At 70.3% G+C, this 15,179-nt stretch carries 9 protein-coding genes; 4 read left to right on the forward strand and 5 right to left on the reverse strand.

Annotation, left to right across the window (positions count from 1 at the left end):
- Positions 1 to 68 precede the first annotated feature (68 nt).
- The gene (locus tag FB559_RS30205; RefSeq protein WP_141959951.1) at positions 69 to 272 is read left to right on the forward strand and encodes a PspC domain-containing protein; all 204 of its coding nucleotides are present in this window, start codon (positions 69 to 71) and stop codon (positions 270 to 272) included.
- A 73-nt stretch (positions 273 to 345) separates the two neighbouring features.
- On the opposite strand, the gene FB559_RS30210 is transcribed toward FB559_RS30205, so the two are convergent.
- The 3 genes from FB559_RS30210 to FB559_RS30220 form a co-directional block, all read right to left on the reverse strand.
- A complete protein-coding gene (locus tag FB559_RS30210; protein ID WP_483902903.1) occupies positions 346 to 1,143 on the reverse strand; it encodes an SCO4651 family lipoprotein in 798 nt (265 codons plus the stop codon).
- Between the two features lie 152 nt (positions 1,144 to 1,295).
- Positions 1,296 to 2,951 (reverse strand): glycoside hydrolase family 99 protein, encoded by a 1,656-nt coding sequence (locus FB559_RS30215; protein WP_221640242.1) that lies wholly within the window; start codon positions 2,949 to 2,951, stop codon positions 1,296 to 1,298.
- Positions 2,952 to 2,986: 35 nt separating this feature from the next.
- Positions 2,987 to 5,902 carry a glycoside hydrolase family 3 C-terminal domain-containing protein gene (locus tag FB559_RS30220; RefSeq protein WP_141959957.1) on the reverse strand — a complete coding sequence of 972 codons (2,916 nt, stop codon included), beginning with the start codon at positions 5,900 to 5,902 and terminating at the stop codon, positions 2,987 to 2,989.
- 330 nt (positions 5,903 to 6,232) lie between these two features.
- On the opposite strand from FB559_RS30220, the gene FB559_RS30225 reads away from it, so the two are divergent.
- The 3 genes from FB559_RS30225 (at position 6,233) to FB559_RS30235 (ending at position 11,583) form a co-directional block, all read left to right on the forward strand.
- Positions 6,233 to 9,514 carry a glycoside hydrolase family 3 C-terminal domain-containing protein gene (locus FB559_RS30225; RefSeq protein ID WP_141959958.1) on the forward strand — a complete coding sequence of 1,094 codons (3,282 nt, stop codon included), beginning with the start codon at positions 6,233 to 6,235 and terminating at the stop codon, positions 9,512 to 9,514.
- A 142-nt stretch (positions 9,515 to 9,656) separates the two neighbouring features.
- A complete protein-coding gene (locus FB559_RS30230) occupies positions 9,657 to 10,577 on the forward strand; it encodes a LysR family transcriptional regulator (RefSeq protein WP_141959960.1) in 921 nt (306 codons plus the stop codon).
- Between the two features lie 133 nt (positions 10,578 to 10,710).
- Entirely contained in the window at positions 10,711 to 11,583 is an 873-nt protein-coding gene (locus FB559_RS30235) for a LysR family transcriptional regulator (protein WP_141959962.1), read from the forward strand.
- Positions 11,584 to 11,780: 197 nt separating this feature from the next.
- Here the strand turns inward: FB559_RS30235 and FB559_RS30240 are convergent, their stop codons facing one another.
- Positions 11,781 to 13,880: a M6 family metalloprotease domain-containing protein gene (locus FB559_RS30240; protein WP_141959964.1), complete on the reverse strand. Its 2,100-nt coding sequence runs from the start codon at positions 13,878 to 13,880 to the stop codon at positions 11,781 to 11,783.
- 221 nt (positions 13,881 to 14,101) lie between these two features.
- Positions 14,102 to 15,085, reverse strand: coding sequence for an NAD-dependent epimerase/dehydratase family protein (locus FB559_RS30245; protein ID WP_141959966.1), 984 nt, complete (start codon positions 15,083 to 15,085; stop codon positions 14,102 to 14,104).
- Between the last annotated feature and the right edge of the window lie 94 nt (positions 15,086 to 15,179).

A 15,179-nucleotide genomic window follows, 5' to 3' on the forward strand; every position in this document is an offset into this window, starting at 1 on the left:
GGCGGGTGATGTGCCGGCTCCCGGACGTTACCTAACGTAGGAGGTAGCCGATGCAAGGAGGACGTGACATGAACGGTCTTTACCGTCCGCGCCAGGGCCGGATGATCGCTGGCGTGTGCGCAGGTCTCGCCCGCCGCTACGGGCTCGGCGCGGGGACCGTACGGCTGCTGGCGGTCCTGTCCTGCCTGCTTCCCGGACCGCAGTTCGTGGTCTACATCGTTTTGTGGATCATGATGCCGAACGAGGAGAAGTACGCCGCCTCGCGCGTCTGAGCGCGGCGAGCACCCATAGAGCGGCCCCCGGACTCACGGCGAGTCCGGGGGCCGCCGGCCGTTCGGCCGCGGATCAGCCGGGGCTGGGGGTGTCGGTGGTCTTGACCGCCGAGTCGGGCGGCGGGGTGATGCTGACCTTTGTCCCGTAGTCGTAGAGGTCCAGCGTGCTGGTCGTCGTGGTCGGCGTCTTGCCCGTGGGGAAGGTGACGCTGTACTTCTCACGGGCGACGCGTTTCTGTGCGTCCAGCCAGATATCGACCGAGAGCGTGCTGGAGCCGGTCTCCTTGATCAGCGATCGGAAGACCTGCTGTTCGGCCGGCGACCGTTGCCCGGCGGCGACCTTGTTCAGGTCGACCGCCGCCCGGTACCCCTGGGCCTGGCCGCCTCTGATCGTGGCGGCGCCGATCGGTGTCGTCCGCGTGACGCTGTTGAGGAAGGACAGGCCGGCCGTAGGTGAGCTGTCCCGTGTGATGCCCCCCGTCATCTGGTCGCCCTCTACTTTGTGCCAGCTCCCGGCGCTCGTGCGGAGATAGGCGGAATCACCGATCGCGCGGATCTCCGTCGACTTTCCCTTACTGGAGAACGTCAGGGACGAAGCCGGCGGTTTGAAGGAGATCTTTCCCTCTCCGGTGACCTTGGTGCTCGTCGTGCCGCCGGTCACCTCCCCCGTCAGCGAGAGACCGGCGGACCCGGAATTGACCGTGTTCGTGTACGCGGCGGCGAGCGGTGAGGCGCCGGCGGGCGACGAGGCCGAGGTGGGGGAGGCCTTGTCATCGCCGGTGTGTTCGCCGCCGCAGCCGGTCAATGCCGTCATGGCGGTCCCTGTCACCACAGCGCAATACGCGAAGCGTCGCACCGAAATCTCCTCCATATTCGTTGCTTACTGATGTCCTCTCTTCTTGTTGATCATCATTTCCGACATCAGGGGACTGCGCCTCGATCCGAGGGCCGGTATTCACCGGTGCGACTCAGCCTTTTGGCCGAGACGCACCGGTGTGATAATTGCGAAAAGGCGACCGGGCGTCAGGTCGCGTAGACCTCCATTCCGGAGAGCTGGCCTGCGGGCCAGCCGGTGTTCGCCGTGACCGTGACCCGGACGTAGCGGGCGGTCGTGGGGGAGAAGGTGACCGTCACCGCGTTGCCCGACGCCGGGTCGAACGTACGGGCGGCTGGTCCGCTGAGATTGCTGAACGACGAGCCGTTGGTGCTGCCCTGCACCGCGAGGGTCTGCCCGCGCGCGCCCCACGAGGAGGGCAGCTTCAGCACCACGCGGCCGATGCTCGCCGCCGAGCCCAGGTCCACCTGCACCCACTGCGGGAAGGCGTTGTTGGCGCTCTCCCAGTAGCTGCCCGCGTCGCCGTCCACGACGTTCGCCGACGCGTAGTTCTGCGTGTGGCTGCTCTCCGCCGTCGCCCTGCCCGCCGCCAGGTCGCCGTTCCCGTTGCCACCACCGACGACGGGCTGCGTCGGCCGGTTCGGCGTCAGGGCGATCTGGCCCTTGAGCATCCGGCCGCCGTCGGCCGTCAGCCGCAGGTAGTAGTCCGAGGAGCAGGGTGTGCCGTCCTCGTCCAGTGCCAGCAGGCCGGAGCCGGCGGGCACCATGCCGGCGTTCTCGGCGGTCTTGGCGATCTGGTTGCCCTCGTTGTACTCGTCGAACATCGAGATGTAGATGCCCTGCGCGCCGACCCGGACCATGTTGTAGAACTGCCGCCACATGAAGTCGCCGTGTCTGCGCTGGCGGCCCGAGACGTCACCGGGCAGCACGCAGGGCTGGTAGTCGATGCCGTGGGCGTTGCAGTCCGCCTGGTCGGGGACGTTGATGTCCTGGTAGATCGCGTCGGACCCGGCCGCGTCGCTGATGGCGCCCACCATCCACGGCGAGATCATGTTGAGCGCGTGGTACACGTCGCCGAACCCGGGGCGCGAGCCACCGGTCCCGGTACGCCACTCGCGCGGCACCCCGCCGATGACGTAGCAGCCCTGTCCCTTGAACCAGTTGATGACGTCCAGGCACGCGGCGGCGCTGAACGGATGGTTGTCGTCGTTGTAGCCGAAGCCCCAGATGCACACCACCGGCTTGCCGTTCTGCCGGGCGTACGCCGGTGACGAGGTGTGCGCCGACATCTTCGACGTCCAGTCGGACTTGATCTCCGGCTGCATGTTCGCCCAGCCGCTGACGTCGTACATGATGTAGAACTTGCGGCCGGTCGACTCGGCGGCGCCGCGCACCTTGGCCGCCATGGCGTCACGGGTCGGGCCTTCGCCGCCGGTCGGGTTGAAGCGCTGCAGCGCGGCCGTGTCGCAGCCGTTGTCCCGCATCCAGCCGAAGTGCGTGTCGACGGTCTGCTGGTCATAGGAGGAGAACAGCGTGGCGGGCTGCCCGTTGTTCAGGTTCGGGTAAGCCGTCTGGTACCCGTGGGCGTACTCGCGCATGTCCGGCCAGGCCCTGAGGGTGCCGTTGTTGGTCGGAGAGGGCGGCCGGCTCCAGTCCTGGCTCCAGTGCCACCAGGCGTTGATCGGCGAGCCGTCACCGGCACAGGCGAACCAGCCCTGGTAGCCCACGGTGATCTTGCCGACGACGTCGCCGGCCGGGCTCGCCGCGCTCGCCGGGTTCGTCAGTGCCGATATCAGCGGCGAGGACGTCGCTGCGAGGACCGAGCCGGCCATCGCGGAGGTCATGAACCTCCGTCGTGAAATGCTCACGTCTGTCCCTCTCAGTCGTTGATGAGGTCGAACTCTTCCCACGGGCCGATCGCGCCGCGGTTCGCGACGAGTGCGGCGGCCCCGGCGTTCTCCGCCGTCACGTACTGGTTGTTCGCGTGCGCCCGCAGGCTGACGCTGCCGTCGGAGTTGTGCACGACGTCGAAGGTCTGCGCCGCGCCGGCACTGGTCGCGTCGGCGATCAGCGGTGCCGATCCGGCCGTGACGTACTGGTTGTTGGCGTGTGAGCGGAGCGCGATCGCGCCGCCCTGGTCGACCTGGTCGAACTGCTCCCAGGCCCCGATCGCCCCGCGATTGGCGATCAGCGGGGAGGCGCCGGCGTCGTCCGCCGTCACGTACTGGCCGTTGACGCGCGCCCGCAGGCTGACCACCTGGTTCGCGGGCGGCGACGAGCCGACCTGGCCGGTGAGGCGGATGTCGCGGGAGGACGCGCCGACGAAGATCTGGTTCGTGCCGCTCGCCGTCGTCCACCCGCTGCCGCCCCAGTACTGGAAGCTGCGGGCGTCCAGCGTCACCGTCGCGTGCTTGGTCTGGCCGGGGTCGAGCGTGACCCGGGAGAAGCCGCGCAGGTTCTTGGGCGGCTCGCCGGCCGAGGACGGCTGGCCGACGTAGACCTGGGCGACCTCGGTCCCGGCGCGCGACCCGGTGTTGGTGACGTCGAAGCCCACCGCGACGTTGCCGGAGGAGTCCGGCGTCCCCACGGTCAGGTTCTTGTAGCCGAAGGTCGTGTACGAAAGCCCGTAGCCGAACGGGAACATCGGCGTCTTGTTCTTCGCGTCGTACCAGCGGTAGCCGACATCGAGACCTTCGGAGTACTGCACGGTCCCGTTCTGGCCGGGCCACTGCGCCGCCGAGCTCGCGGGCACGTCGGCCAGGCTCTGCGGGAAGGTGACCGGGAGCTTCCCGGAGAACCCGACGTCGCCGTACAACAGTGCCGCGATGGCGGTCCCGTCGACCTGTCCCGGGTACCAGTTCTCGACGATGCCCTTCACCGCGTTCGCCCAGGGCATCGTGACCGCCGAGCCGCTGTTGACCACGACCACGGTGTTCGGGTTCGCTGCGGCCACGTCGCTGACGAGTTTGTTCTGGTCACCGGACAGGTCGATGTTGCCGAGGTCGCCCCCCTCGCCCTCGCCGTTCGAGACGAAGACCACCGCGACCTGCGCGGCGCGGGCCGCGGCGACGGCCTGGTCGTGCAGGTTCTGGTTCGGGATCTGCCAGCCGAGGCCGACCTGGCTGCCGCCGCCGTCCTGGAAGTAGTCGACCTCGATGCTGACCGGCTGCCCGGCGGTGAGCGAGACGCTCGCGGTCTTGGTCGTCGGCGGCTGGTTCGCCCAGTTGCCGATCACCTGCTGGCCGTTGATGAACAGCCGGCTGCCGTCGTCGCTGGTGAGGGCGAACTGGTACGTGCCGGTGGTCGGTGGCTTGAGCGTGCCCGTCCACTTCGCCGACCAGCCGTTCCCCGGCATGCCGGACATCGGGGGCTGGCCGCCCCACAGGAAGTTGACGTTCGGGTCGGTCCTCGTGACGACCGGGGTACCCGACAGGCCGGTGTTGTCGTAGTACTGGCCGGTCAGCCCGCTGCCGGAGCCCGATGCGGGGGTCAGGTAGGAGGAGTCGACGATCTGACCGTTCGGCGAGGCCACGCCCTGGGCGTACGTGACGGTGCCGCCCGCCCGTGCCTTGATGCCCTGGTAGGGCGTGACGACGGATGCCAGCGTCGAGGGGTTCACGTGGGCGCTGCCGCCGCCGGCGGTCATCGCGTTCGCCCCGGCGTCGTCGCCGATCACCGCGACCGAGGACGCCGAGGATCCGAGCGGCAGGGTCCCGGCGTTCTTCAGCAGCACGCTGCCCTCTTCGGCGACCTTGGTCGCGGTCGAGACGTGCGCCGCGGAGGTGACGGTCGCGCCCATCGTGCCGGTCGGCGGGGAGTCGAACAGGCCGCGCGTGAACATCGAGGTGAGGATCCGGCGTACGTGGTCGTCGATGGTCGCCTGGGAGACCTGCCCGCTGTTCACCGCGGCCGTGAGGGCGTCGCCGAAGTACGTGCTGCCCGTCATCTCCTGGTCCAGGCCGTTGTCAACCGAGGCCACCGTGGAGTGGGTGCCGCCCCAGTCGGAGGTGATGAACCCGGAGAAACCCCACTGCTGTTTGAGGATCGTGTTCTGCAGCAGGCCGTTCTCGCAGGCGAAGGTGCCGTTGACCGACGCGTACGAGCACATGACCGAGTCGGCCTTGCCCTGCTTGACGGCGGCCTCGAAGGCGGGCAGGTAGATCTCGCGCTCGGTGCGGTCGGTGACGACGGCGTTGTCCTGTGCGGTGTTGCGGTAGGTCTCCTGGTTGTAGACGGCGTAGTGCTTCACCTGCGCCATCGGGCCCTGACTCTGGATCCCCTGGATCTCGGAGGCGCCGAGCTGGGCGGCGAGGTACGGGTCCTCGCTCAGCGACTCGAACGACCGTCCCCAGCGCGGGTCGCGGTCGATGTTGATCGTCGGGCCGAGCACGGTGTTCGCGCCCTTGCCCCACTCCTCGGCGCCGATGACCTTGCCGTACTCGCCCATCAGGTCGGTGTCCCAGGTCGCCGCGCCGGCCACCGGCGCGGGCAGCTGCGTGACACCGGTCGCGCCGTCGGCGACGCCGGCCGGGCCGTCCTGCAGCCGCAGCTGGGGGATGCCGAGGCGGGTGTTGCCGTCGACGCAGGCGCCGTAGTCGCATGCCGCGCCCTGGTGCATCATGGTGATCTTCTCCGCCAGGGTCATCTGCGCGAGCAGCGCGTTCGCCCGGTCCACCGGAGCCAGGGCCGCGTTCTTCCACGGCCGTGGCGCGGCGGTCGCGGGTGTGGCGCCCAGCAACCCTCCGATCAGCGCCCCGATGACGGCGACGGTTGCGAACAGATGTCTTCTCACCATGACTCCGATCGGACTGTTCGGATTTTGCAAGTACTTATCCAGCTTTTGCAAGACTTTGTCAAGGTTGCCAAGTCAGGACGTTCTTGACAGGGGCTGTGACGGGCGTCACTCTGTCTGAGAGCGCTCTCAGTGCCGAGAGTGTCCCTCCGCCCTCCGCCCGCCCCCCGCCTCACACCCCGCCAGGTGTGGCAGGACCGGTACGGCGTGCCGGCTCTGGACGCTCGCCCTTCCTCCGGGCAGGCGCCCGCGAAGCCGTGCCGCGCGACGCCCGGACCCGGCCACCACCTCGATTCGCCGGTGCCCCGCACCTCCACCGGCCGAGGAGCTTTCATGCCGCGCGTTCGCCCCAGACGCACCCTCGACTCGCTGCGCTCGCTGATCGTCGTGCTGGTGACCCTCACCGGGCTCATCGCCGCGTCGGCCGCCGTCGCACCGCCCGGTCACGCCGCGCCGGTCCTGCTGTCCCAGGGCCGGCCGACCACCGCCTCGTCGACCGAGAACGCCGGCACCCCGGCGTCGGCGGCCACCGACGGCGACGCGGGCACCCGCTGGTCCAGCGCGGCCGCCGACCCGCAGTGGGTACGCGTCGACCTCGGCACGAGCTCCGCGATCAGCCAGGTGGTCCTCCAGTGGGAGGCCGCGTACGCGACGGCGTTCCAGGTCCAGACCTCCACCGACGGGAACTCCTGGACATCGATCTACTCGACGACGGCGGGCACCGGCGGCACCCAGACCCTGAACGTCACCGGCACCGGCCGCTACGTGCGCATGTACGGCACCGGCCGCGCGACCGCGTACGGCTACTCGCTGTGGGAGTTCAAGGTGTACGGCGCGGGGGCGTCCGCGACCTGCGGCACCGCCGACACCGCCCTGCACCGGCCGGCGACCGCCTCCTCCGCCGAGAACGCCGGCACGCCGGCCACCTCCGCCACCGACGGCGACGCGGGGACACGCTGGTCCTCGGGCTTCGGCGACCCGCAGTGGCTGCAGGTGGACCTCGGCTCGTCACAGCAGGTCTGCGGGGCCCGGCTGGACTGGGAGGCCGCGTACGCCACCGCGTTCCAGATCCAGGTGTCGGACAACGCGTCGACGTGGACCACGATCTACTCGACCACGACGGGTACGGGCGGGGCCCAGGCCCTGAACATCACGGGCACCGGCCGCTACGTGCGGATGTACGGCACCGCACGCGCGACCCCGTACGGCTACTCGCTGTGGGAGTTCGCGGTGTTCACCGTGGGTGGCGGCGACGGCGGGGGCGGCGGAGGCGACGGCTCCTGCCCGTGGGTGGGCTCGACCGCGCCGGTGTCACAGCGGGTCGCGCAGCTCATGGCGCAGATGACCCAGGACCAGAAGATCTCGATGCTGCACGGCAACGGCAGCTCCTCGCCCTACATCGGCAATACGAGCGCGATCCCGTCGCTGTGCGTCCCCGCGCTCGGCCTCCATGACGGTCCGGGTGGCGTCGGCGACGGGTTCGGCGGCGTCACCCAGCTGCCCGCCCCGGTGGCCGGCGCCGCGACCTTCGACACGGCGCTGGAACAGCAGTACGGCGTGGTGGCCGGCAGTGAGTTCAAGGGCAAGGGCGCGGACGTCGCGCTCGGCCCGACACTGAACATCGACCGGGACCCGCGCTGGGGCCGCGGCTTCGAGAGCTTCAGCGAGGACCCGTACCTGACGAGCCAGATGGCCGTCGCCCAGATCAAGGGCGTGCAGAGCCAGGGCGTCATGGCGCAGGCCAAGCACGCCGCGGTCTACAACCAGGAGACCTACCGCAACGGTGCTTCCGACAACGCGATCGTCGACACCCACACGCTGCAGGAGATCTACCTGCCCGGTTTCCAGGCGGCCGTCACGCAGGGCGCCACGGCCTCGGTGATGTGCGGCTACAGCGTGATCAACGGGACGTTCGCGTGCCAGCACCCGTACATCCTCAACACCGCGCTCTACCAGCAGGCGGGCTTCGGCGGGTTCGTCACCTCCGACTGGGGTGCGCTGCACTCGGCGGCCCCCGCGGCCAACGCCGGCATGACCATGGAGATGCCCGGCTCGGCGTTCTTCGGTGACCAGCTCCGGCAGGCCGTGGCGTCCGGCCAGGTCAGCCAGGCCACCCTGGACACGATGGTCAGCCGGGTGCTGACCCAGATGTTCGCCTTCGGGCTTTTCGACCACGCCAAGACGGGCACGCCCGGCGCGATCGTCACGACGGACGCGCACAAGACCACCGCCCGCCAGATCGCCGAGGAGAGCACCGTCCTGCTCAAGAACGCCGGCGTGCTGCCGCTGTCCACCTCCACCACGAAGAAGATCGCGGTCATCGGCACCGACGGCGGCGCCGGGGTGGCGAGCGTCGGCGGCGGTAGCGCCACCGTCACCTCCTCCGGCACGGTCTCGCCGCTGACCGGGATCACGTCCCGCGCCGGCTCGGGCGCGACGGTGCAGTACGAGGCGGCGGACGGGTCCGGGGGCATCGACCGCGCCGTCGCCCTGGCCAAAACCGTGGACGTGCCGATCGTGTTCGGGACGTACCCGCAGAACGAGGGCACCGACAACACCTCGATCGATCTGCCCGGCCAGCAGAACCAGCTGATCTCCTCGGTGGCCGCGGCCAACCCGAAGACGATCGTGGTGCTGCACACCGGCTCCGCGGTGACCATGCCGTGGCTGAACCAGGTCGCCGGGGTGCTCGAGGGCTGGTACTCGGGCCAGGAGGTCGGCAACGCGCTGGCCGCGATCCTGTTCGGCGACGTCAGCCCGTCCGGCAAGCTGCCGGTGACCTTCCCCGCGAGTCTGGCCGACGTGCCGGCGCACACCACCGCGCAGTGGCCCGGCGCGAACAACCAGGTGCAGTACTCCGAGGGCGTGGACGTCGGCTACCGCTGGTACGACGCGAAGAACATCACGCCGCTCTTCCCGTTCGGGTACGGCCTGTCGTACACGAACTTCGGCTTCGGCGGCCTGCAGGTCGGCGCGCTCGGGTCCGGCGGCGCGACCGTGACGGCCACGGTCACCAACACGGGAAGCCGGGCCGGCGCGGAGGTGGCCCAGCTCTATGTCGGCGATCCCGCCTCGACCGGTGAGCCGGTGCACCAGCTGAAGGGCTTCCAGCGGGTCGAGCTGCAGCCCGGCGAGAGCCAGACCGTGCGGTTCACCGTGACCGCACGCGACCTCGCGCACTGGGCGGACTCGGCCGGCGGCTGGACGACCACGCCGGGTACCTACCAGATCCTCGTCGGCGACTCCTCGCGCAATCTGCCACTGAGCGGATCGATCAACGTCGCGAGCACACTCAGGAGCGACGTGGCCGGGACGCCGAGCCGTGGCGGAACGGTGACCGTCGCCAATCCGTACGGCATGAGCAGCCCCGTCGGCGCCAAGGTCTCGCTGCCGGTGACGGCGCGGAGCACCGCGGGCGGGCGGCTGACCTTCTCCGCCACCGGCCTGCCCGCCGGCCTGTCGATCAGCAGGGCCGGGATCATCTCGGGCGCGGCCCACCACGCGGGCACCGGGACGGTCACCGTGACGGCCACCGACGCCGGCGGAGCCGCGGGTACCGCCACCTTCGTCTGGACCACGACCAAGGCCGCGGACCGGCCGAGGGCCGACCATTAGCGATCCTGCCGGAGGGCCATAACGAAGTTCTATCGCCGGGACCGTACACCTTCACGAACAGCCGTATCGGCGCGGAATTCTCGTCACAGAACAGCCTCTGAGCTGGACTTTCTCACCGTTGGTGGTCATATAGCTTGTTTGTGTGGAGCTCCGTCAACTGGAGTCGTTCCTCGCCGTTGTGGAGGAGGGGCAGTTCGCCCGCGCGGCCAGCCGGCTCTTCCTGTCACCACCCGCGGTGACAGGTCACATCCGCCAGCTCGAGCGCGAGATCGGGATGCCGATCCTCCAGCGCTCCCCGGTCATGCTGACACCGGCGGGCGAACGCCTCATCCCGCACGCCCGCGCGATCGTCGGCGCGGCCAAGGCGGCCTCCGACGCCGTTCGCGACATCCGGACCGAAGGCCCGGCCCCGCTACGGGTAGGGGTGATGGCGCCCGGCTCGGCCGAGCTGACCCCCGCGGTCCTGCGTGCCTTCCGGCAGGCCCAGCCGCAGACCCGTATCACCATCGAGAGCCTGGGCTTCACCGACTACATCACCCCGCTGCTCGAGCACCGGGTGGACGCCGCCTTCGTACGCCCGGCTCCCGACGACGAGCGCATCGCGGCGGAGGTGCTCACCGCCGAACCCCGGGTCATCATCGCCCCGGCCACGAGCGAGCTCGCCGACGCGGAGGAGCTCCGGCTCGCCGACGTGCTCGAGGTCGACTACGTCCGCCTCCCCGACGCCACTCCGCGCGGCTTCATGGAGTACGCCTACTTCGCGACGGCGCGCGACGGCATGCGCCCGCCCCTCGGACTGGACCAGGTGCGGACCGCCCAGGACCTGTTGAACAGCGTCGCCTCCGGACAGGGAATCGGCGCCACGCTCTACTCCCTGGGCCGCTTCTACCGCTGGCCCGGCATCCGCTGCGTCCCCGTGGTCGACGCACCGTGGGAGGCGAGCGTCCTGGCGACACGCAGAAACGACCCGCGACCCGAGGTACAGGCATTTCGCGCACTGGCCGTGATGATCGCCCGCGACCTCGGCCCCAAACTCGTCCCCGCCCCGAAGCCGCCGTCCTAGGACGGCGTCACCGCGGATCGGCGGGCGGCAGGGTGGTGACCGGCGCGGTCATCCCTGCCGCTCAGGTGACGAACACCCCGCGGCATGGGTAGTTCATCGGTGATCCCCATCGGGTTCCGGCGGGAGGTGATGAATGGAGCGGCGCCAGCTGGAGTACTTCCTTGCCGTCATCGACGCCGGTGGCTTCACCGCCGCGGCGGCCGCGCAGCATGTGTCCCAGCCGGGCCTCTCCCATGCGATCAAGACGCTGGAGCGCGAGCTCGGGGCGGCCCTGTTCCACCGCCTGCCGCGTGGGGCGCGGCTCACGGCCGCCGGCGAGGTACTCGCCGAGTCCGCCCGCCGCATCGTGCGGGAGACGGAGATCGCCAGGGCCCGGGTGGCCGACGTGGCGGGCGTGGTGATCGGCCGGCTCGACCTGGTCGCCCTGCCGGGCCTGCTGGTGGACCCGCTGGCGGAGACGATCGGACGGTTCCGCGCCCTCCATCCGCAGGTGCAGATCCGGATCGTGCCCGCCGAGACCCCCGCCACCATCCGGGAGGCGGTGCGCGGCGGGACGGCCGAGCTCGGTATGACCGACGAGGAACCCGGCAGCGGAGAGCTCGCCGTCGACCTGGTGACCGACCAGGAGTTCCTCGCCGTGCTTCCGCCGGGCAGCGCCGTTCCGGAGGGGGACCTGCCCCTGCGCACGCTGCTCGGCATGGACGTGGTCACCGGGCCGGTCGGCACGACCGTCCGTGACTTCCTGGCCTTCCACGCCGCCGGGCTCGGCATCGAGGTCACCCCGGTCGTCGAGGTCGCGCTGCGCGGTTCGGCGGCCTACCTCGCCATCGCGGGTGCCGGGGTCGCGGTGCTGCCACTGCCGATGGCCGAGATGTGCCGCTCGTACGGAGTGATCCTCAGGTCGCTGGACCCGCCGCTGCGCCGAAACGTCTACCTGCTGCGCCGTACGGGCTCGCTCTCACCGGCGGCGCGGGCCATGCGGGCACTTCTCCTGCCCGACGCGTAGACGGGTCGAGCTCAGTGGTTCCGGACGAGGTGGTCGGCATCGCCGACGTAGATCTGCGCGACCGCGCTGACGTAACGGCCGCCCTTGCCGTCGCCGGGCACGACCAGGCGTGGCCCCTCGGTGTCCAGCGGGGTTCCGCCGGGCGTATCCGGCCCGAAGGCCGCGGCCGGCGCTGGGCCGGCCGCGGCCTGTCCGGATCAGCCGACGACCGCGCAGGTGGTCGTCGCCTTCTTCGCCGGGTCGCTCTCGGAGGTGGCGGTCAGCTTCACCTGGCCCAGATGGGCCCCGCCCGTGGCGTGCTCGGCGTAGACCTGCACCGTCGTACGCTGCCCGGCCTTCGCCGTGGCGAGTGCGTTGGGCAGCCAGGCCGACCAGCCACGGCCCGAGGCGGTCGCCGACAGCCGGTAGACGTCGGAGTCGGCGTAGGGCGCGGTGCCGGCCTTACCGGTGTTGGTCAGCGGCAGCGTGCACTTCGCCCATCCTCGCTGGGGCGCCGCGATGCCGATGCCGGGGGAGAGCCGTACGCCTCGGGCCTGCGAGCCCGAGCCGTCCAGCGACCGGACCGCCACCGTGTAGGACAGCACGCCCGACTTGTCGCGCTTGATGTCCAGCACGTAGAAGTGGAGCCGGTTGGCCTGGTCGGTGTACTCGTACTGGCTGCCCGAGTCGGCGCCGGCGTGGAAGAGCGCGTCGGACAGCTGCCGGTAGTCGCCGATGGTCATCTTCTGCGGCGTGCCGTTCGGCAGCACGAAGTCCACCTTGTCGATGTCCTCCGGGTGGGCGTCCACGACCCAGATGAACGGCGCCGCGTCGCGGTCCTTGGTCTTGGACAGCAGCACGCCGCTGTCCGGCGTGAACGAGTCGAACCCCATCCGGTCGACGACCTCGACGGTGTAGTTGTTGTAGCCGCCGCCGTCGCACATGGGATCGGTGGAGACGTCGCAGGTCGGATCGCGGTCATCGCCCATCGCCAGGTTGACGCCGGTCAGCTCGCCGGGTCCGGCCTGCACTTCGCGGGCCTTCACCTTGGCCACCACCACGCCGGAGCCGGCCACGCCGTCGCGGGTCAGGTTGAGGACGGTCGACGGGTCGACGATGCCGAGCTTCACCTTCTCGCGGAGCATGTGCTCGGCACCCATCGAGCTGCCCGCGGTGCCGGGGATCAGCCATCGGCTGTGCGGGCCGCCGGGGCCGTTGAAGGTGCCACGGCTCAGCATGTCCCAGGGCCCGGAGTAGTCGCGGCGTGCCGGGATCGAGTACGGGTTGTTGTAGTTGTCGCCGATGCCCAGGATGTGGCTGAACTCATGGGCGAAGGTGCCCATGCCCGAGCTCTCCGCCTGGATGGAGCTGCCCGAGGCGGCGTTCGGCCAGATGTTGGCCGAGGCCTGCCACGAGGTCCAGGGCACGTAGCGGGTCTTGTTCCAGTTGGGCAGCGCGGGGTCCGGCGGTCCCCAGGCGTCGGTGACCTCGTCCTGGGTGTTGAACTTCATCTGCCCGAACTCCTGCCAGGTCGAGCTCTCGTCCTGACCGGCGCTGAGGAAGAACACGAAGTCGTACTGCGCGGCGACGTCCTCGCCGACGTCCGCGACCCACGCCGCGCGGGCGTCCTTGCGGAAGTCGCGGTTGCAGGTGTCGCCCGCCGGGCAGCCCATGGTCCCCTGGAAACTGCCCTCGACGCCGTACTCATGGCTCTTCGCGGGCATCTGGTACGGGCCGAAGTCGCCCAGGTCGATGCCGTAGCGCCCGCCGGAGTCCTCCATCCAGTACTCATTGATCGTGTGCCCGCGGTTGAGCGCGTTCGGGGTGTTGAGGAAGTCCTTGTAGAACCCCGGCACCTGGTCCCGCGGGACGTCGCTGACCGACGTCGGGTTGCCGTAGATGGTGGAGTTCTTGGGCTGCGACACGACGAACGACTCGTTGGGGTAGTCCACCAGGACGAGCGCGCCCTTGAAGTTCTTGATCGACCCCTTACGCGCCGGGTCGTTCCACGTCGTGTCCGGGATCGCCTTGTAGTCGTCCCAGGTCATCGTGTCCGGCAGCTCGTAGTTCTGCGGATCGATCGGCTTGGGCGCGCCTTGCCCGAAGGACCGCGAGGTCTGCTTCTGCTGCCAGGGCTGGGTCTGCGGCCAGTGCCGCATCTGCCAGGGGTTCGTGGTCGGCTTCGGATGGCTGACGGGCGCGGCCGTGGCAGGTGTCGCGGACAGCAGCAGCGCCGCTACGGCGAGCAGCGCTCCGATCACCGTCCATCCGCTGAACACGGCACGCGGGGTGCGCGTGCCGGTGAAGGGATTACCCATGACAGTTCCTTTTTCGCGGGCCAGGGGCGTGTGGCGTCGTTGCCGCTTCGGGCGGCGGAGGGTGGATGCCGGCGGTAGGAGCCGTGGAAGCGGCCCGGACATCCCCGATGATCTACTGTCGCTTTACTTTTCGCCAGGGTCTGCCCAGGTGCCGGAACCGGTCAGATGACACGGCCCGCGGGGACTCCTGGACGAGGCGGGCGCCGCGGGTCTGGGCGGGGCTACCGTTCGTGGCCCGCCCGCAGCCAGTCGACGTAGTCGCGCACGGCGGCCTCGGTGTCGTAGGCGTGCCGGTAGCCGGTGTCCTGCCGGAGGCGGGAGATGTCGAGGTGGACGTCCCGGCCCAGCCCGTTCGGGTCGCGGCCCTCGCGAAGGTCGATCTCCGCGTCCGGGATGACTCCGGTGATCGCGGTCGCGAACTCCCGGTACGTCGTGGCGCGCCCGCCGGAGACGTTGTAGGTGCGGTGGCCGAGCCGCTCCGCCGTGTGCAGCAGCGCGATCGCGCGTCCGCAGTCCTTCACGTAGATCGTGTCCATGCCGTCGTCGGCGTACGCGGCCGGACCCGCAGGGGCCGCGCCCGCGGGGCCCGGACCGGAGAGGGCCGGCACCGTCCCCCGAACCGCACGGTGCACCAGCTGGGGGACGGCGAAGAACCGTGACGCCGGCCGGCCGAGCGGTCCCCAGACCGCGCCGATGCGGTAGTGCAGGACCTCGAGACCGGCGGCGCCGCCGATGTGGTCGCCGATCAGTTCGCCGACCTTCTTGGCCGCCGGGATCGGGTGGCCCGCGGTCATCGGCAGCGGCATGTCCTCGCGCAGCGGGCCGTCGCCGGTGACGTCGTAGACGCCGATCGTGCTCGCCAGGCCGACGCGCGGCACCCCCCACTCGACGGCGGCCTCGAACAGGTTGACCAGGCCGTCGACCCCGGCGCGTACGCCGCCGACGGGGTCGGCCGGGTCCGTGCCGAACGCTCCCGCGAGGTACACGATGCTGGTGATCTCGTGCCGCTCGCCGACCGCGAGCAGCGACTTCAGGTCGGTCACGTCCGCCTGCTCGACGGAGACCGGGCCGCCGATCTCGCCGGCGAGCAGGTCCGGCACACCACCGGTACGGCGCTGGGCGAGGACGCACGGCCGGCCCAGGTCGACCAGCGCCCGCGTGACGTGCGATCCGATGAAGCCCAGACCGCCGATGAGAAGGATCATCTCCGTGCCTTCCGTCCCTCGCCGGCACCTGCCGCGCAGGTGGCGGTGCCGATATCAGTACCTCTGATCGTCAGTGACGCTGACGATTACGGTA

It is taken from the genome of Actinoallomurus bryophytorum (assembly GCF_006716425.1).
Taxonomy (GTDB): Bacteria; Actinomycetota; Actinomycetes; order Streptosporangiales; family Streptosporangiaceae; genus Actinoallomurus; species Actinoallomurus bryophytorum.